Origin of the sequence: Okeanomitos corallinicola TIOX110 (genome assembly GCF_038050375.1) — a bacterium.
In the GTDB taxonomy this organism is placed as follows: Bacteria; Cyanobacteriota; Cyanobacteriia; order Cyanobacteriales; family Nostocaceae; genus Okeanomitos; species Okeanomitos corallinicola.
Genome location: NZ_CP150886.1, coordinates 2,412,290 through 2,430,930, shown reverse-complemented (window position 1 = coordinate 2,430,930; position 18,641 = coordinate 2,412,290). Strand labels below are relative to the sequence as shown.

15 protein-coding genes are annotated in these 18,641 nt (G+C 37.8%); 10 read left to right on the top strand and 5 right to left on the bottom strand.

Annotation, left to right across the window (positions count from 1 at the left end; all coding sequences use genetic code 11):
• Positions 1-351: 351 nt before the first annotated feature.
• From WJM97_RS10505 to WJM97_RS10495, 3 genes are all read left to right on the top strand, one after another.
• Positions 352-1,974 carry a serine/threonine-protein kinase gene (locus WJM97_RS10505; protein ID WP_353932971.1) on the top strand — a complete coding sequence of 541 codons (1,623 nt, stop codon included), beginning with the start codon at positions 352-354 and terminating at the stop codon, positions 1,972-1,974.
• A 144-nt stretch (positions 1,975-2,118) separates the two neighbouring features.
• Positions 2,119-3,039: a M23 family metallopeptidase gene (locus tag WJM97_RS10500; RefSeq protein WP_353932970.1), complete on the top strand. Its 921-nt coding sequence runs from the start codon at positions 2,119-2,121 to the stop codon at positions 3,037-3,039.
• Positions 3,040-3,265: 226 nt separating this feature from the next.
• On the top strand, positions 3,266-3,802 hold the full coding sequence (locus WJM97_RS10495) for a late competence development ComFB family protein (RefSeq protein WP_353932969.1): 537 nt from the start codon (positions 3,266-3,268) through the stop codon (positions 3,800-3,802).
• A 65-nt stretch (positions 3,803-3,867) separates the two neighbouring features.
• On the opposite strand, the gene WJM97_RS10490 is transcribed toward WJM97_RS10495, so the two are convergent.
• Entirely contained in the window at positions 3,868-4,593 is a 726-nt protein-coding gene (locus tag WJM97_RS10490; protein WP_353933144.1) for a L,D-transpeptidase, read from the bottom strand.
• 390 nt (positions 4,594-4,983) lie between these two features.
• Between WJM97_RS10490 and WJM97_RS10485 the strand changes: the two genes are divergently transcribed.
• Positions 4,984-5,640, top strand: coding sequence for a sigma-70 family RNA polymerase sigma factor (locus WJM97_RS10485; protein ID WP_353932968.1), 657 nt, complete (start codon positions 4,984-4,986; stop codon positions 5,638-5,640).
• 164 nt (positions 5,641-5,804) lie between these two features.
• The gene (locus tag WJM97_RS10480) at positions 5,805-6,464 is read left to right on the top strand and encodes a zf-HC2 domain-containing protein (protein WP_353932967.1); all 660 of its coding nucleotides are present in this window, start codon (positions 5,805-5,807) and stop codon (positions 6,462-6,464) included.
• Positions 6,465-6,472: 8 nt separating this feature from the next.
• On the opposite strand, the gene WJM97_RS10475 is transcribed toward WJM97_RS10480, so the two are convergent.
• The 3 genes from WJM97_RS10475 to WJM97_RS10465 form a co-directional block, all read right to left on the bottom strand.
• A complete protein-coding gene (locus WJM97_RS10475; RefSeq protein WP_353932966.1) occupies positions 6,473-6,901 on the bottom strand; it encodes a gamma-glutamylcyclotransferase family protein in 429 nt (142 codons plus the stop codon).
• Positions 6,902-6,904: 3 nt separating this feature from the next.
• Positions 6,905-7,795 (bottom strand): Uma2 family endonuclease, encoded by an 891-nt coding sequence (locus WJM97_RS10470; RefSeq protein ID WP_353932965.1) that lies wholly within the window; start codon positions 7,793-7,795, stop codon positions 6,905-6,907.
• A gap of 469 nt (positions 7,796-8,264) precedes the next feature.
• Positions 8,265-9,233 (bottom strand): phosphoribosyltransferase family protein, encoded by a 969-nt coding sequence (locus WJM97_RS10465; RefSeq protein ID WP_353932964.1) that lies wholly within the window; start codon positions 9,231-9,233, stop codon positions 8,265-8,267.
• Positions 9,234-9,422: 189 nt separating this feature from the next.
• Here WJM97_RS10465 and leuS point away from each other — a divergent pair, with 189 nt between their 5' ends.
• From leuS to WJM97_RS10440, 5 genes are all read left to right on the top strand, one after another.
• A complete protein-coding gene (gene leuS, locus WJM97_RS10460) occupies positions 9,423-12,002 on the top strand; it encodes a leucine--tRNA ligase (protein ID WP_353932963.1) in 2,580 nt (859 codons plus the stop codon).
• Positions 12,003-12,299: 297 nt separating this feature from the next.
• A complete protein-coding gene (locus WJM97_RS10455; RefSeq protein WP_353932962.1) occupies positions 12,300-12,770 on the top strand; it encodes a hypothetical protein in 471 nt (156 codons plus the stop codon).
• Positions 12,767-13,528: a DUF1828 domain-containing protein gene (locus WJM97_RS10450; protein WP_353932961.1), complete on the top strand. Its 762-nt coding sequence runs from the start codon at positions 12,767-12,769 to the stop codon at positions 13,526-13,528. The genes WJM97_RS10455 and WJM97_RS10450 overlap by 4 nt, the downstream gene beginning before the upstream one ends.
• A gap of 8 nt (positions 13,529-13,536) precedes the next feature.
• Positions 13,537-13,839 (top strand): type II toxin-antitoxin system PrlF family antitoxin, encoded by a 303-nt coding sequence (locus WJM97_RS10445; protein WP_353932960.1) that lies wholly within the window; start codon positions 13,537-13,539, stop codon positions 13,837-13,839.
• Between the two features lie 10 nt (positions 13,840-13,849).
• Positions 13,850-14,305 carry a type II toxin-antitoxin system YhaV family toxin gene (locus WJM97_RS10440; protein ID WP_353932959.1) on the top strand — a complete coding sequence of 152 codons (456 nt, stop codon included), beginning with the start codon at positions 13,850-13,852 and terminating at the stop codon, positions 14,303-14,305.
• Positions 14,306-14,598: 293 nt separating this feature from the next.
• Here the strand turns inward: WJM97_RS10440 and WJM97_RS10435 are convergent, their stop codons facing one another.
• Positions 14,599-18,486, bottom strand: coding sequence for a Calx-beta domain-containing protein (locus WJM97_RS10435; RefSeq protein ID WP_353932958.1), 3,888 nt, complete (start codon positions 18,484-18,486; stop codon positions 14,599-14,601).
• Between the last annotated feature and the right edge of the window lie 155 nt (positions 18,487-18,641).

The window sequence follows — 18,641 nt, the reverse complement described above, 5'->3', positions numbered from 1 at the left end:
TTCATGTATAAATAACTTAATAAAAGTTATCAATACACAATATACTGAAGTAAAATACTATTTTTGATACCAAAAAAATGTATTAATAATTATTCTATTTCCAGTAATTTTACATATAAAAAATTGCGCTTATAGAATGATTTTCATGAGATAATAGAGAAGGAAGAAAATAATTCTCTGTGTATTTAATTTTCAAATGTTCTTCATAATTTGAATTTGTATCAGTATAACTTTAGCAACTCTTTAAAAACATTCCAGTAAAACTTCCCTAACAAAATATAAATTTACTCTTAATAATGTAATAAGAGTAAAAGTACTTTCTCTACCCGTCGTGCAGCGAGTTAACAGTGCATGAGCTACTGCTTCAATCCCAACTGTTCCCAGCCCAAAAATTCCGCCTCTAGCCAAAAGTGTCAATCTTGTGGCTCTCCACTGCTATTGACTGGCAAATGCGGTCAATATCGAGCAGTCAAACAACTAGGTCAAGGAGGTTTCGGAGCAACGTTTTTAGGACAGAACGAAGTCTTACCAGGAAATCCCAGTTGTGTGATTAAGCAACTACGTCCATCAGGAACAGCCCCACAGGTATTAGAGATGGCAAGGGAATTATTTGAGAGAGAAGCCAAAACTCTGGGTAAGATAGGTAATCATCCGCAAATACCCCGTCTACTAGACTACTTTGAACAAGATAAGCAATTTTACTTAGTTCAAGAATATATTAGTGGTGCTACTTTGCAACAGGAAGTGAAAAGAACAGGATGTTATAGCGAAGCTGGGGTGAAACAATTTCTCAGTGAAGTTTTACCATTAATCGAATACATTCACGACCTCAAAGTAATTCACCGTGATATTAAACCAGCTAACTTAATTCGGCGTTCTCAAGATGCTAGATTAGTATTAATTGACTTTGGTGCTGTCAAAAACCAAGTTAGCCAAGCTAGTTATAACCCATCAGGGCAGACAGCATTAACAGCCTATGCCATAGGTACACCTGGATTTGCGCCTCCCGAACAAATGGCCATGCGTCCTGTGTATTCCAGTGATATATACGCATTAGGTATTACTTGTATTTATTTATTAACAGGAAAAACTCCCAAAGATTTACCATACAATCCCACCACTGGGGAAATTATGTGGGAACAATTGGTGAATCTCAGTGAACATTTAACAAATGTATTAAAGAAAATGTTAGATGTTTCTGTGCGTAATCGCTATCAGTCAGCCCCAGAGGTACTCAGAGCATTGGAAATGGAGCCATATTTAGATAGTTTAGCCAAGGGGTTAATTGTTAAAAGTGATGTAGATGTTAAGGAAAGAACAAACAGCGACCAAGAAAATTCTGATATTTTGTCCAATGATCCTTCCTCCAATAGTAACAATGGTGTAGCCCAATTAGCAGCTGCTATTCGCGCTAGACGAGCTAAGTTAGGAGATATGCCTAGATCTCCGTTGGAACGTAGAGAACGCAGACCATTGAGACCTAAAACTCAGACTAATGTAATTAACGTTGCTAATAGCAACAGCAATGGGTCACAAATGCAACGCAAAGTCACTCCCCAACTTTTGCTAAATGCTTATGCGAAGGGAAGACGAGATTTTGCTTCATATAATATTAGTCTATTGAATTTGCAAAGTGCGGATTTATCAGTAACTAACTTCCATTGCGCTCAATTGACAAAAACTAACTTACAAGGTGCTAACCTTGAGAACAGTGACTTTGGTAGAGCTAGTCTGAAACAAGCAAATCTCAGAGATGCTAATTTAAGCCGAGCTTATTTAAGTCATGCTGATTTAGAGGGTGCAGACCTCAGAGGTGCAGACCTGAGTCATGCTTATATGAGTCAAGCAAATCTCCGGGGTGCTAACTTATGTGGTGCTAATCTCACTGGGGCTAAAGTGACTGATGAACAACTAGCACTAGCCAAGATTAATTGGTTAACAGTGCGTCCCAATGGGAAAAGGGGATTTTTATAAAAACACTCAAAAGTCAAGATAGAGAATAAAAGAATACTGAGAACCGATTATAAAACCTTAAAATACTTAATTTGTAGTGGTTTGGAAACACAAACCCTGATAATTTAGTCTTACTTTCACCAGTAATAAATTTTTTAATCTCAGATGACTACCAAAACTCAAACTATAAATCTTCAAGGTAAGTTACAGCGTCTTGGTGTCAATAGGATCACGAAGATTTTGATAGGCATATTGGCCACTGTTCCCGTTGCTGTAAGTTTACCCGTACAGGCCTTAGAAGTAGAAATCCTACCTAAAAAAGCACGATTGGGAGATACAATTTCTGTATTAATTGAGCTAGAAAGTCAAGACCAACCTGGTATTCCTACTGTCGCCGTAGGAGAACAAACCTATCCAGCTTTTGAAATTGCACCCAATAAGTACCGCTCTTTTATTCCTACCACTCCTCTAGAAAAACCAGGAGTGAGAAAAGTGACCATTTCCGGAGAAGGACAAAGACAAAGAAACATGGCAGTGTACGTAGGCGATCGCAAATTCCGCATCCAACGTATTACACTACCACCTGGAAAAGCTGGAACTCAAGCCACAGAATATGAACTACAGAAAGTAAAAGAGTTTAAAGCCCTACAAACACCAGAAAAATATTGGAATGGTGTTTTTTTAACGCCCAACAAAGGCAGAATGACAACAACCTATGGTGTAAGACGCTACTATAATGGTAAATTTGCTAATGATTATTACCATCGTGGTCTAGACTACGCAGGTGCAGCTGGTTCAGCAGTAATTGCCCCAGCTGCGGGGAGAGTTGCCTTAGTTGGTACAGTATCCCAAGGATTTAAGGTTCATGGTAATGTCATTGGCATTGACCACGGACAAGGAATAATCAGTATTTTTATGCACCTCAGCCGTATAAATGTTAAAGAGGGTGATATTGTCAAACCTGGACAGCTAATTGGTGCGGTAGGTTCTACAGGTGCTTCCACTGGACCTCATTTACACTGGGGTTTGTATGTGAATGGACAATCCATTGATCCCATGACTTGGAAAACCAAGACCATGGATTAATAATTCGTAATTCGTAATTCGTAATTCGTAATTCGTAATTCGTAATTTATAGCCGTAGACAAGGCCGTTAGGACATTAACCAACAATAGAACTTAGACACTGAAAGGCTTTTAGGACTGTCACCTATCACCTGTCACCTGTTCCCTTTCACCTGCTATAAATAACAATTATGAATTATGAATTATAAAAGATATGGCTTAAATTTAATTGATTGATTGCGAGAATTATGAGTATTGAAAAAATTGTTGAACAAGCTCTTCAGGATGGCTATCTGACACCAGCAATGGAAGCAGAAGTTGGGAGAATATGTGATAACGTTTCCGACCTGTCAATTGAAGAGTATGTAGCGCTTGATAGATTGATGGGTTCATTGCTAACTGGTGAGGTAGTAGCAGTACCTCGTAAACAGTTTATCAACGTCATGGAAGAATTGGTACTCACTGACGTAATCGCTAAGGTAGCAGAAATTGAAGCCAGCAGTGACAAATCTTTAGACGTGGGAGATATCACTGCTTATGCTCTAAATCGTCTTCCACCTCTTTATGCCACCACAGAAGAAGGTGCAAATTACCAACGTCAGCGAGCGAAAACTGAACTTCAGGATTTAATTTCCCAGCAGGTCAGGGAGGCAGTGGATCGTTACTTGGATCAGCCAGAGTTCTTCCCAGAGCGTCAGATTTTAGGTAAAACCGAAGTTCTCAGTCAAGTCAGCAGTTTGCTAAAAGTTTATGCACCTAATTTTGAGCAGACACCACCATCTTAGTCATTGGTCATTGGGTTATTGATCTTCTTTTGCTGTCTAACTCTTAGAACTGCTGACTCCTAATTTTAATCACGCACTAATACTGGTGTATCTAATTTGACTTGCTCATATAACATTCGTACATCAGCATTACGCATTCTCAGACAACCATGAGAAACAGCTGCTCCTATTAAGTCAGTATTAGGCGTACCATGAAAGCCTATTTCATTTTTGCCATCTGACCAAAAACCGATCCACCTATCACCCAATGGACTGTCCGTGCCAGGTTCAAAGATTTGGCCAGTAATTGGGTGCTTCCAAATTGGATGATGTTCTTTGTGGATGACTTGAAAATTACCAGTAGGAGTTTCCCAGCCTTTTTTACCGATAGCGATAGGATAACTGGCAATCACCTCATCATAGCGATAAACATAAACCTGGCGATCGCTTAAATCCACTATTAACCTTGTTTTTATAGTATCTAAACCCTGAACTGATTTAGCTTCAGCCACATCAGAAAAGAAAAAACCTCTAGGTTTGTTGTTTGTTTTTTGATGATTGACTGGACTGGATACTCGCAGTTTTGTCTGACTTGGTGTATTTTCAGGATTTTCACTGACCATAACATCTTGAGAGCGACTTTTACCAGAAGTTCTATGATTCTGGTAATTTTGCCCATCAGTTGCGGATACAGTTGGATTTTGCGCTGTGGTTTTCATGGTGTGCCAATGGACAGCCAGAGACAAAATGGCTGTACCAAAACAGAGGAACATCACCATTCGCGCTACAGATTCATTTCTTGCCATTGCTATTGTTTATTTTTTTATCCCTGACATATCTGGCTCATTTAAGATTATGGACTGGCCAGAGCAGCCAATTAGCAAAAAATTTATCAATAATTATCAGTTATCCTATTACTCTGACATAGCTTCACAATTAGACGATTAAAGATATAGTAAATTTCTGCTTGTATGTCAATTTTTCTTCAGAGTAGGTAATTTTTGTCAAGGGTGAGGAGTCAGTTTTTTACCTGAATACATTTTTATCATCATGTTTTGCTGTAAACACTATATCTCACACCCTAATCAGTTGTTACTGTTATATATTTCCGTGTTCCGATCATTAATCCGTCACTTAACTTGGGAACATTTGAGAAATAATCAGGTCTAATAGTAGGGGATGATTTAAAGCCAATTCGATCTATGAGTCAATCGCTTACTGTATCCTGGTCAACTGTTGATGCCAATTATTCACAAGCATCGGTGCAAGTTGACAAACTCTCAAATCACGATCTTATTTCGCGCTGTCAAGTAGAATTGCGCCCAGATAAAGCTGCCTTTGCTGAACTCTTACGGCGTTATCAGAGTCAGGTTGATAGGGTTTTATACCATCTAGCTCCTGACTGGTCTGACAGGGCTGACTTAGCTCAAGAAGTATGGATTCGCGTTTATCGGAACATTAATCGCCTACAAGATCCGGCTAAATTCCGGGGTTGGTTGAGTCGCATTGCTACTAACTTGTTTTACGATGAATTACGTAAACGTAAACGTGTAGCTGCACCGCTTTCTCTAGATGCCCCCCGCACGGTAGATGACGGCGAGATGGATTGGGAAATTGCTGGTGATACACCAGGCCCAGAGGAAGAACTCAGCACTAGAGAATTTTACGAACAACTGCGAGAAGCGATCGCGGATTTGCCAGAGGTATTCCGTACTACAATCGTCCTCCGAGAAATTGAAGGACTACCCTATGAAGAAATTGCTGAAATGACTGGCGTTTCTCTAGGAACTGTAAAGTCGAGAATAGCTAGGGCTAGAACTAGATTGCAATCTCAGTTACAAACCTATCTAGATGCGTAAGTCTAATTGAAGATGATATTCCTCAATTCAATGGTAAATTTAAAACATAGTTAGTCATAATCGTGGTAAAAAATAGATTTTCCTGCTATTTACCAGTAAGGTTGCTTAAATTCTCAAATTTATCCGCAGTGTTTACCCGTGTATGAATTGGTAAAAACGTTAAAATGAATACTGATTCTCAGTTTGATGACCACAACTGCTCGCAACTCCCTGATTATGTATCAAAGGAAATAGTTGATCACACTAAGGTGATGCGAGCCATAAATACCAATGAATCAACGGGTAGAAAGGATATGGAGAAGCATAATTCCGTACAACATAATGAAGTTGACCGCTTTGAACTACTCAGTGCTTATCTTGATGGCGAGGTAACTGCTGCCGAACGAAGACAAGTAGAAGAATGGCTAGACACTGATGAATCAGTTAAGTGTCTATATGCAAGACTGTTAAAACTGAGGCAATGTGTCAAAACTATGCCGATGCCAGCATCTGAGCAGACTCCAGAAGCTACATTCCAAGAAGTTTGGAAGCGGGTACAACGCCGCACTCGCATAGGTTGGATGATTGGTGGTGCTGCTGTAGCGGCTTGTGTGGTTAGTACAGTATCGGGTTTTATTCCTGGTAACACATCCAGATTACAATTAGCACAACAGACAATTCAACCAACAGTAGTAAACACAGAATCAGCATCCCCTGTTTCACCGCTGATGGTAGCCTTAAACAACCCAGTGATTGAAATTCCTAAAACTGCTGTAGCTGCACCAGAAAAGGAAATTAATCAATCGTCAACTATAGAACAAGGTACAGGTTTAGATGTCAACTAGGTGAGAGATTAGCTGTCACCAGTCCAACAGCCGTTAAGTTGAGGAATTCCACTTAATTGATCAACTTTTTCTGGTGTCATTAAGTACACCCAAGCCCAACCTAAAAATTCTCCGGTTGGCTGAAAAATTTCTATATATTCCCGTTGATAAAGATTTTCAGATCCTGATTTGTTAGGGTGATAATCTTCTAATTCGTCTAGGATTCGTAAAACTTGGGAGTCGGGAAAAGACAGTAAGTAACCATGTACCTGATCATCTCCCGGTGTCATGGCGGGATAACCCTCTGGGAGATGAAATAGTTTACCTCTTGCTACAGCTTGTTTTGCTGCTATCACATAATTTTCACACAGGTAATAATTTGATTCACCGGGTTTTAAAGTACCGTATACGAAAACGTTAATCACATTTTTAAATTCAGTTTTAGACTTATTCAGCATCCCCTAATTAATCAATCTTTCCACTTGCAAAATATCCAAATTTGTTAACTGTGCTACTTGTTCTACAGACATTCCATTCTGTAACAAATTAATAGCAACTTGTCTTAATTGCAATTCAGCTTGTTCTGCACGTTGTTTCTCTTGTTCTGCACGCTGTTTCTCTTGTTCTGCACGCTGTTTCTCTTGTTCTGCACGCTGTTTCTCTTGTTCTGCACGCTGTTTTTCCTGTTCTAATCTTTGTTGTTCCTCTTCTAATTTTTGTTGTGCCATTAGTGCATTTTCTTGGGCTGTAGGAAATAACTCACCATCCAAAGTAGCCCAGCGTAACCAAGTCGTATCAACCCCTCTATAAATACCCTGCCAACGCACCAAAGCTAAATTTAAAACTTTACTCACCAATTGATTTTTTTCATTAATAGGAATTGGTTGATATACACCACTATTCAGATCAAAACCTGCAAAATCATCCGGGTTAAAAGGATCATACCAAAAATATTCAGACACCCGCATTTGATTTTGATAAATCAATTTTTTGGCATTTTTATCATTATTAGCTGTACTTTCTGAAAGTAATTCAATGACTACATCAGGCGGTTTTCCTTCTTCCCAAACCACCCAAGATAAACGTTCCGTTTTTGGCACATCCAAAACAGCAAAGAAATCTGGCCCACGAAAATCTTGATTTTTTAATTGGGCTAAACTGTAGTAGACAAACATATTGCCTCCCACATATCCATCATTCCTTTGATCTAACCAAGGCTGAATGGTATCAATTAAAATATCCATTTGTAATTTATGTCTTTGTGTCTCCATCGGGATACCATCATCACAAGGAAGTTCTGCCTGGGTGGGAGGCATTTTCACGTTAGGTTCAGCCAAAACAGTTTCTAACATAGCTGTTAAATTTAGTTAGAAATTACTTGATATATTTATACTAATATGAAATGTTCAGAAATTGACAAGATAATAATAACTAATAAAGATGACTTTGTAGCTAAAGACGCTGATTTTAAAGCAGTTTATGAAATTTATAAATACTTTTGACGCGGATGTATGCGTGGAATAATTTGAATGAGGGCAGTTTTAGCCGTTATGCTTATGGGAAACTCAAGTAGATGACAGGTAACAGTTTCAGTTATCAAATTATTTACAAGTACAGGTATATGAGGGATTGATAAAGGTCACTATGCTTTATTATACAAATAATTGCTGTATTGTAATGACAATTTTATAAATTACGCATTATTTATGGAATAAATGAACCACAGAGGCACAGAGAACACAGAGGAATCAGGGTTCGGTAGTTATTCAATATTATATTTTTACACAAAGCCGGATTAATACATTCGTAAATTTAGGATTATTACCAATCTCTAAAATAAAAAATAAAAGGATTACAAACACTGAAACAAGTACATCCATCTAAGACTTGATGAGTTTCTTCTTGAATATATTGACAATACTCATATACCATAACTCTATCATGCTCAAAATTTGACTCTTCATTCTGTTTTTGTTTCCTCAGTTCCCAGAGTTTTGCATGATATATTTCATCAATTATTTCATGTCTTTTGTGAACTTCCTCTTCTATATAATCATACTCTTCTTGTGTATCTAAATAGCTATACTGCTCATTAGCCCATTCATCTACTTCTAGATGTTCATTAATTGCTTCTTCTTTTAATACATCTTGTATTGTTTCATCATCTTTCATTAAATAACGATATTCAAAATAAACCTCTTCTAAAGAATCTTGTAAATATTCATCTATTTTTTGCTCAATAAAATCATGAGTATCTTCAACATCTCTCATGGTTTTTCCTAAGACAATTACTTTAACTTCTTTTGCTCCTGCGTCAAGTAACAACTTTTTACAAGCTTCAATTGAACTTCCTGTTGTTAATACATCATCTAGCAATATAACTTTTTTATCTTTTATAGCTGATGATTTATTTACCTTAATTGTGCTTAAATGATTATCTATAGTTCGATTACGATGTGAGTCTTTAAAACGTTCAAGACAGAAAACAGCATCAGAAAAGCTAGGATATAACTTGATTAATTGTTTGGCTAAGTCACGAATACCTGAAGATGGATCAGCAGATGTATGAGGTGGAACAGTAGCAATAGCAATCTTTTCATTATTTAAAAAAAGTTTAAATTTTTGAAGAAAAAAATTAATTGCATAATGTTTTCTATTTTTCAGTTCCAAGATGGTATGACTGTATTCATTAAAATGTTCATTGTCTTCATAACAGTCTTCATAGTAATTATATTGGGGATGATAAAAGCCTAAATAAAACAAATCTGGTAGCTTATTAAAAATTGTCATAGGCAACTACAATTAATTAATAAAGTTCATGTATTTATCTGCGTTTATCTGCGTTTATCTGCGTTCAATAGACTAAGTAAGGTTTTGAGTTTTGATGATATGGGGGCGATCGCCAAACTAAATGACCTCAGCATACTCTAGATTATGCCACAATAGCGAAACTAGGCAAAACATTAGGAGTTTTTAGTTGTGGAGTCCACCCAAAGAACATCATACAACCCAGCCGCAATCGAAGAGAAATGGCAACAAACATGGTTAGAATTAGGCTTAGATAAAACACCTCAAGACAAAAACAAACCTAAATTCTACGCGCTTTCCATGTTTCCCTACCCATCCGGTAGCTTGCACATGGGTCACGTCCGCAACTACACCATTACAGACGTAATCGCCCGCTTTAAAAAAATGCAAGGGTATAGAGTATTACATCCAATGGGTTGGGATGCCTTTGGATTACCCGCAGAAAACGCCGCCATTGATCGGGGTGTACCTCCTGCCCAATGGACATATAAAAATATAGACCAGATGAAACAGCAATTAAAACGTCTGGGTTTATCCTTAGATTGGGATGCAGAATTAGCTACCTGTTCCCCTGATTATTATAAGTGGACACAGTGGATTTTTCTACAATTTTTAGAAGCGGGTCTAGCTTATCAAAAAGAAGCGGCTGTAAATTGGGACCCCATTGATCAAACCGTACTAGCTAACGAACAGGTAGACAGTGAAGGACGTTCGTGGCGTAGTGGAGCAATAGTAGAACGTAAATTATTGCGGCAGTGGTTTTTAAAGATTACCGATTATGCCGAAGAATTATTAAATGATTTGGATAAATTACCCGGTTGGCCAGAACGAGTTAAAGTAATGCAAGCTAACTGGATAGGTAAATCCACTGGTGCATATTTAGAATTTCCCATAGTCGGTTTAGATGAAAAAATCGCCGTTTATACCACCCGTCCCGACACCGTTTATGGCGTGAGCTACGTTGTATTAGCCCCAGAACACCCTTTAACTCAAGTTGTCACCACTTCAGACCAAAAAGCGGCTGTAGAGGCTTTTATCAAAGAAGTTACCAACCAAAGCGAATTAGAAAGAACCGCAGAAGACAAACCAAAACGGGGTATACCCACCGGGGGGAAAGCTATCAACCCCTTCACCGGGGAAGAAGTACCCATTTGGATTGCAGATTATGTACTTTATGAATATGGTACAGGTGCGGTGATGGGTGTACCTGCTCATGATGTGCGAGATTTCAAATTTGCAAAGGAACAGAATTTAGCGGTTAAAGTTGTCATTGTTCCCGAAATTGGCGCAGATGAAAATATCAAATCTGCCTATACAGAACCGGGAATTTTAGTTAATTCTGGTGAGTTTAATGGCATAAATTCAGTAGATGGGAAAAAGGCAATTACTGAATATGCAGAAAAACAAGGTTTTGGTAAAGAAAGGGTACAATATCGCTTGCGAGATTGGCTAATTTCTCGTCAACGTTATTGGGGCGCACCTATCCCTGTAATTCATTGTCCTGAATGTGGAATTGTACCCGTACCAGAAAAAGATTTACCTGTACAATTGCCAGAAGAAATTGAATTAAGTGGACGTGGTGGTTCACCTTTAGGACAATTAGAAAGTTGGGTAAATGTTCCTTGTCCAAGTTGCGGTACTCCAGCAAAAAGAGAAACCGACACAATGGACACTTTTATTGATTCTTCTTGGTATTTCTTGCGGTTTACTGATGCCACAAATGCAGAGAAAATTTTTGATTGTGGTAGGGTAAATGATTGGATGCCGGTTGATCAATATGTGGGCGGTATTGAACACGCGATTTTACATTTGTTGTATTCTCGTTTCTTTACCAAGGTGTTAAGAGATAGAGGTTTGTTGAATTTTGATGAACCATTTCAAAAGTTATTAACGCAGGGAATGGTACAGGGGTTAACATACATGAATCCGAAAAAAAGCGGTAAGGATAAATGGATTCCTTCAAATTTAGTTGATGCAAATAATCCTGTTGATCCGCAAACTGGAGAACCTTTAGAAAAGGTTTATGCTACCATGTCTAAATCAAAAGGAAATGGTGTAGCACCGGAAGATGTGATTAATAAATATGGCATTGATACGGCGCGGATGTTCATTTTGTTTAAAGCACCTCCAGAGAAAGATTTGGAATGGGATGAAGCTGATGTTGAGGGGCAATTTAGATTTTTAAATCGGGTTTGGCGTTTGGTTACTGATTACGCTGCGGCGGGAGTTTGTAAGCAAAAAGCTGATTTGGAGAAGTTAAGTAAAGAGGAAAAGGATGTTAGGAGAGCGATTCATTTAGCGATTCAAGCAATTACGGAAGATGTGCAGGAAGAATATCAATTTAATACTGCTATTTCGGAGTTGATGAAGTTAAGTAATGCGTTGACTGATGCTAAGTGTAATAATTCGCCAATTTATGCGGAAGGTATTCAAACTTTGGTGATTATGTTAGCGCCTTTTGCGCCCCATATTGCTGATGAATTATGGCATTTGTTGGGGAATAAGGGGACGGTACATACACAAGTTTGGCCGAGTTTTGATCCTGCGGCTTTGATAGCTGATGAGATTACTTTGGTAATTCAAATTATGGGTAAAACTCGCGGTTCTATTCAAGTTCCTTCGCAGTTAGATAAGGTTGAGTTGGAGAAGTATGCGCGGGAGTCTGAGGTGGCGAAGCGTTATATTGAAGGGAAGGAAGTTAAGAAGGTAATTGTTGTTCCTGGTAAGTTGGTGAATTTCGTTTTGGGTTAGGTTTTCTCACGCAGAGACGCAGAGAGTTTTTTGGGGTGGGTTGGCGAAAGTTTAACCCACCTTTTATTTTTTTGTTGAATGTTAATTTGCATAAATTGCTTATGCTTTTGCTGCAAAATATAAAAAAATGATTGTATAGTATAAGACAAGGGGCAATAGGGAATAAGCAAGAGTAAAACTCTTGTTATTTTTAGGTTTTAAGGACTAATCATGTCCTAATGATCCTGGCTACAGCTATACTATCGCTTCTAAGTATGATATTTTTATCTATTATGCAAAAAACAGATTTGTTACGTAATGTTAAGTCAGGAAAAGTTTGAAAAACTTATATTAGACCCTAATAAATCTGTTGAGGGTGATATTATATGGGATAAAAATAAAAGAAACCCCCCTGCTTTTGAATTTCGCGTTAAAATCGTATCAGATGAATGTTATCCACTTATCATTAAGGGTTGGTATAACTCTTTTGCCAATAAGCTTAGTTACGCAATTATTCATCTTGATTTTGGTAAGAGAATATACGGGTTAGATTTGGGTGAAGACCATGAGAATCCTGATCGTGTAAAAATAGGGAGAAAGCATAAGCATCGTTGGGTTAATGACTATTTTAATGATAGATTTATTGGAGATAGAAAAGCTTACGTTCCAGATGATATTACTGCTTTAGCCAATGATCCAATAGGAGTGTGGGAGCAGTTTTGTTTGGAATCGAAAATAACACATAATGGGACCATGCAAAAACCACAAGTATTAGCATTAGATTTATGACACTCAATATTTGTGAAAAAATTAATCAATCCATTGGAGGGTTATTTGCTTGCTCACCCGTGAATGAATTTATCCAAATATCTACTCCTTTTATTCTTCCTGATGGTAGTGTGATAGATTTATTTTTAAAAGAGAAAGAAGAATCCTACGTATTAACAGATTTAGGTGAAACTTTTGGCTGGCTTTATTTACAAACTGCTGCTTATAGTCTATCAAGAAACCAAGAAATAATTATTAAAGATATAGTTATTACTCATGGAGTTGAGCAATTTAATGGGATGCTAATTACTCGTTTAAAAAAAGATGATAATTTAGCCGATGCAGTTCTTCGTTTATCTCAAGCAATAATTAGAATTGCTGATACTAATAGTAAATTAAAAGTACCAACTTTTGAGCCTATTACCGAAGAAGTAACAGAGTTTTTAAATAAGAAGAATTTAACCGTTGAAAGAGACAAAAAATTTATAGGAATGTCTGGAACTACTAGAACTGTAGATTTTTGCGTCCATCGTCCTCATGGAATTACTTTAATTAATACACTTAGTACCCCTCTTCGCCGAACGGCGAGTATAAGAGTAGATAAAGTTTTTACTACTTGGTCTGAGATTAGTTATTTAAAGGACAGTAAATATAACTTTATTTCATTAGTTGACGATAGTATAAATTTGTGGACTAAAAATAATATCACTTTGTTAAATCGCGTATCTGATGTAATAAAGTGGTCCAATAGAGATGATCTTCAAAAGTTTCTTGAATAAAAAGAATCATGAAACTGAGAGTTCGCAAAAATATACTCGCTTCTCGAACTGCGGTAAAACGTTCCCCCAAGTACATAGTTGTTTATCACAAAAAAGGAGAAACACTAGGAATGAATAGAATATTATCACCAACTATGACAAAGCATTATTTTGTTAAGGCGTTCTTAGATTTCCTTAATAGAGATATCAAGAAAAATCCCAGCAATATTGAACCACTTACAGAAGATATGTATCGTCGTGCATCTATGCTTACAGAAGGAATGGAAACTAATCTGGATGAAGAATTACCAGAGGATTTCATGTTTGTATGAATGTTAATGGGTGGACATTAAAAATTCATCCTGCCGTGAAAAATATCAAAGATTAATTATTCAGGTTGAGGAACTTAAACAAAAAGATCCTGAAGGATATCAGCAACATCCAGCTACAAAGTTTCTCAACAACATTAATGAGCTTATTTTTAGGAGAATACCTGAAGATCCTAGCGCACCAGAATTTAGGCAAGGTAAAACATTAGGAATAGATAAAAAGCATTGGTTTCGAGCTAAATTTAATAGAAGATTTCGCTTATTCTTTCGTTATAGCAGTACGGAAAAAGTAATTATTTATGCTTGGATAAATGATGAAAATTCGCTTAGGAAAGAGGGAGCAAAAACAGATCCATACAACATCTTTACTAAAATGCTTGCAAGTGGTAATTCTCCAGATAGTTGGGATGAACTTTTAAAGGCTTCAGATGATCTAGAATCTGTTTCAGAAGATTTTGATAATGGCTGATTTATAGCTTGAATTAGGAATATTTTTTATGGTTTGTAAGTTTGGTTAAATGAAATGCAACCCAACACATTTATTATTATTGGTTGATGTTGGGTTTCCTTACGTAAAACCAACCTACATAATTAATCACAAACCCACCATAAAAATCAAAATATTATAGTCGGCTGAAGCCGACTTTTGTTATGAGACTGGGAATTAATTCCCTGGCGGTTATGAAACTGAGAATTAATTCCCTGGCGGATTATTATTTCTTGATGTTGGGTTTCCTTACGTCAACCCAACCTACGAATCAATTACACAATCTCAGTGAATGTAAACTTAGTAATCACATCATTAAAATCTCTATCACCACCACCAGGTAAATCTTCAAAACCAAAGATGTTATCACCTAACATTCTAATGTGATCTGCACCATCAGAATTTAATCCCAGGAATGGGAAATAAACTCTCGGATCATTGTTGGTATTGCTATCAGTTAACTGAGATAAACTACCATTGATAATAATCATGGGAGCGATAATTGAACCACCTTCAATGATGGCACTGTCTCTAAATTCACCTTGGTTATCAACAGCAAATCTGATGAGTTCACCATCTATATCTGTGACCAACCTAGAGTTAATTACTTCTTGGATGTAAGTAGTTCGATTTGCAGATGTTGCTTCTAAAGTTCCTAATGAACCTGTGAAATCATTTACTCTGTAGAAGTAAACTTCGTTGTTAAATGCAGCTTCCCGGAATACAGAAAAATCTGCTCTGAATCTTGTACCTTCATATCCACTGAAATCAATACATTCCCCTTGGTTAGTTCCTTGGTATTGGGTAATTTCAGTGATAAATTGTTCTTCTTGGGTTAACTCAACTACTGACTCGAATCTAATTACTAAAGAATTGAATTCTGTAGTTGTGCTACTTTCTCTCCAGGAAATTCTGAAGCCACTCTCTTCTTCAATGACTTGGGTAAAAGATTCCGCAAAGATAATGCTGCTACTGGAAATACTACCAGCCCGGAAATCATCAATTGTACCGTTATTGACTAAGAAGAATTCTAAGTGTTGACCAGAATTAAATCCTAGTAATCTTGTCAGACTTTCAGTTTCAATTTCAGTTCTGAATCTATTGGGAAGATTTGTCAGCGCCGAGAAAATTCCTCTACCTTGGAATCTGGCACGTTCTAAAGCTAATTCACTATAACCAGCTTCTCCACGTCTTACACCATTAATTCTACCTTCTTCGTCATCAACTAAAAATACTCCCAATTCATTCACTACACTAGAGCTACTAGAGATAAGAGTGGCTCTGAGTGCAACAAATTCAGCTATTCCTTTGATGGTGAAGACGTTGTTATTGAAACTAAATGGTACGTCATCATCATTGATTGTTCCTTGGGTTGTACCGTTGGTAGAACTAATAGTTGCACCGTTGGTAGCACTGTTTAAGCTGACGGTGAATTTTTCATCTTGTTCTACAAAGAAATCTTCTCTGGATGCAACGGTAAAGGTTTTCTCGGTTTCTCCCTCTGCAAATGTGAGGGTTTCGGTTTTGGGTATGAAGTCGTTTTCACTAGCTGTATCTCCATCTTCTATGGATGTGGATACTTCCACTTCTTGTGCGGTGGTTGTGTCTCCTGTACGGGTGACTGTGAAAACTAGGTTATTTCCTTCTGTTGCTGTTGCTGATGCGATCGCAAATACTGACTCTATTTCTACATCATCATTAATGATAGTACCCTGAACTGTACTTTGAGTCTCATCAATAATTGCTCCACCAGTAGCTTCAGTTAAACTCACAGTAAAGGTTTCATCACCTTCAAATAAAGCATCTTCGGTAGTTTGTACAGTAAAGAGTTTGCTGGTTTCTCCCTCTGCAAATGTGAGGGTTTCAGAAATTGTAGTAAAGTCACCTTCAGTCGCTGTATCTCCATCTTCAATAGATGTGGAAACCGTTACTGTTTGGTGAGATTGAGCATCTCCGGTTCTGGTGACAGTAAAGACAATATCTTCACCTTCTAATGCTTCGGCAGCAGCAATGCTAAAGATGGGCGCTGGATCATCGTTGTTGATTGTACCCTGAACTGTACTTTGAGTCTCATCAATAATTGCTCCACCAGTAGCTTCAGTTAAACTCACAGTAAAGGTTTCATCACCTTCAAAGATGTTATCTTCTGTTGTTTCTACAGTAAAGGTTTTTTCGGTTTCTCCCTCTGCAAAGGTGAGAATTTCTGTTTTGGATGTAAAGTCATCCTCATTAGCTGTATCCCCATCTGCTATGGATGTGGAAACCGTTACTGTTTGAGCAGTCAAGTTATCTCTGGAACGAGTAACTGTAAAAATAATGTCGTTTCCTTCTTCTGCTTCTGCTGCGGCAATACTAAATACAGCAGGTGTATCATCATCAGTGATAGTTCCTTGAGATGTACCATTCGTGTCACTAATAATTGCTCCACCAGTAGCTTCAGTTAAACTGACAGTAAAGGTCTCATTGTCTTCTACGACAGCATCTTGAATAGTTTGGACAGTGAAGATTTGGGTGGTTTCTCCCTCTGCAAATGTGAGGGTTTCAGAAATTGTAGTAAAGTCACCTTCAGTCGCTGTATCTCCATCTTCAATAGATGTGGAAACCGTTACTGTTTGGTGAGATTGAGCATCTCCGGTTCTGGTGACAGTAAAGACAATATCTTCACCTTCTAATGCTTCGGCAGCAGCAATGCTAAAGATGGGTGCTGGATCATCATTAATGATAGTACCCTGAACTGTACTTTGAGTCTCATCAATAATTGCTCCACCAGTAGCTTCAGTTAAACTCACAGTAAAGGTTTCATCACCTTCAAATAAAGCATCTTCGGTAGTTTGGACAGTGAAGATTTGGGTGGTTTCTCCCTCTGCAAATGTGAGGGTTTCAGAAATTGTAGTCAAGTCACCTTCAGTCGCTGTATCTCCATCTTCAATAGATGTGGAAACCGTTACTGTTTGGTGAGATTGAGCATCTCCGGTTCTGGTGACAGTAAAGACAATATCTTCACCTTCTAATGCTTCGGCAGCCGCAATGCTAAAGATGGGCGCTGGATCATCGTTGTTGATTGTACCCTGAACTGTACTTTGAGTCTCATCAATAATTGCTCCACCAGTAGCTTCAGTTAAACTGACAGTAAAGGTTTCATCACCTTCAAATAAAGCATCTTCAGTAGTTTGTACAGTAAAGAGTTTGCTGGTTTCTCCCTGTGCAAATGTTAAGGTTTGGGAAGTTGCAGTAAAGTCACCTTCAGTCGCTGTATCTCCATCTTCAATAGATGTGGAAACCGTTACAGTTTGTTCATTTAAAAAATCACCAGTGCGGGTAACGGTGAAGGTAATGGTATTTCCTTCTTCTGCTGATGCTTGAGTGATGGAGAAAACTGGAACAAGAAAATCAAAGTCTGCTGGTGTTAGGTCTGCTGCTGTGATACCTCTTAAAATACCAAATGTGACTTCAACTTCATCTATGAGAACTTTAACGAGTGTATCGTTACCATCTTGTTCTAGGATGATGTCTTCAAAAGTTTGCACTTGGGGAATACCTGCAATGACAACTTTGTCATCACCTTGGGTAAAATCATTAACAACTGCTGGTACATCAGGAATTTCACCATTGCCAAAATAAAAGCGGTCTAAACCAGCACCGCCTCTCATTTCCGTACCTTGTTTACCAGCGTATAAATAATCATCGCCATCATCGCCAAATAACTGATCGCTGGCTAAATATCCAACCAAGGTATCATCACCTTCTCCACCTCTGAGAGTGTTGTCTCCTGTGATGCTGGATGTGCGGAGGAAATCATGATCACTTCCCCCTCTGAGGACATTAAAGCTACCTTCTATGATATAAAGCTCATCATTTCCAGTAGCACCAATCAGAGTGTTATTATCACCTTCAACAGCAAACAGGCGATCGCTATCGTCCCCACCATTAAGGGTATTATTTCCACCAATCCCTACTGCATAGAGATCATCTTCACCAGCACCACCTAATAAACTATCGTTTTGGTTAGCGAACAGTTCATCATTACCAACACCACCATTAAGGGTGTTATTACCTAAACCACCACTAGCATCTAAGGTGTCATCACCCTCAAAGCCAAAAACATCCTCATTCTCTTGGATTACAAACAAGTCATCGTTATCAGGAGTACCATTAATAGTCATGATTGTGTTTTTACCTAAGTAAGTTTTTCAATAAGTACATATGATACATTAATCAGATATTTTTTTCACAGTTGTAAATGTCTGACAATATACACTCAGTCCAGATATGTGTTTTGTTATCAACGGAATTTGATACCAAAGCCAGCAAAAATCAT

Excerpts from the sequence above, each read along its gene's own strand:
- WJM97_RS10480 (WP_353932967.1), top strand. The coding sequence starts at position 5,805 with ATGAATACTGATTCTCAGTTTGATGACCACAACTGCTCGCAACTCCCT.
- WJM97_RS10445 (WP_353932960.1), top strand. The coding sequence starts at position 13,537 with ATGAAACTGAGAGTTCGCAAAAATATACTCGCTTCTCGAACTGCGGTA.
- WJM97_RS10475 (WP_353932966.1), bottom strand. The coding sequence starts at position 6,901 with ATGCTGAATAAGTCTAAAACTGAATTTAAAAATGTGATTAACGTTTTC.
- WJM97_RS10495 (WP_353932969.1), top strand. The coding sequence starts at position 3,266 with ATGAGTATTGAAAAAATTGTTGAACAAGCTCTTCAGGATGGCTATCTG.
- WJM97_RS10435 (WP_353932958.1), bottom strand. The coding sequence starts at position 18,486 with ATGACTATTAATGGTACTCCTGATAACGATGACTTGTTTGTAATCCAA.
- WJM97_RS10470 (WP_353932965.1), bottom strand. The coding sequence starts at position 7,795 with ATGTTAGAAACTGTTTTGGCTGAACCTAACGTGAAAATGCCTCCCACC.
- WJM97_RS10505 (WP_353932971.1), top strand. The coding sequence starts at position 352 with ATGAGCTACTGCTTCAATCCCAACTGTTCCCAGCCCAAAAATTCCGCC.
- WJM97_RS10450 (WP_353932961.1), top strand. The coding sequence starts at position 12,767 with ATGACACTCAATATTTGTGAAAAAATTAATCAATCCATTGGAGGGTTA.
- WJM97_RS10500 (WP_353932970.1), top strand. The coding sequence starts at position 2,119 with ATGACTACCAAAACTCAAACTATAAATCTTCAAGGTAAGTTACAGCGT.
- WJM97_RS10465 (WP_353932964.1), bottom strand. The coding sequence starts at position 9,233 with ATGACAATTTTTAATAAGCTACCAGATTTGTTTTATTTAGGCTTTTAT.
- WJM97_RS10485 (WP_353932968.1), top strand. The coding sequence starts at position 4,984 with ATGAGTCAATCGCTTACTGTATCCTGGTCAACTGTTGATGCCAATTAT.
- WJM97_RS10455 (WP_353932962.1), top strand. The coding sequence starts at position 12,300 with ATGTTAAGTCAGGAAAAGTTTGAAAAACTTATATTAGACCCTAATAAA.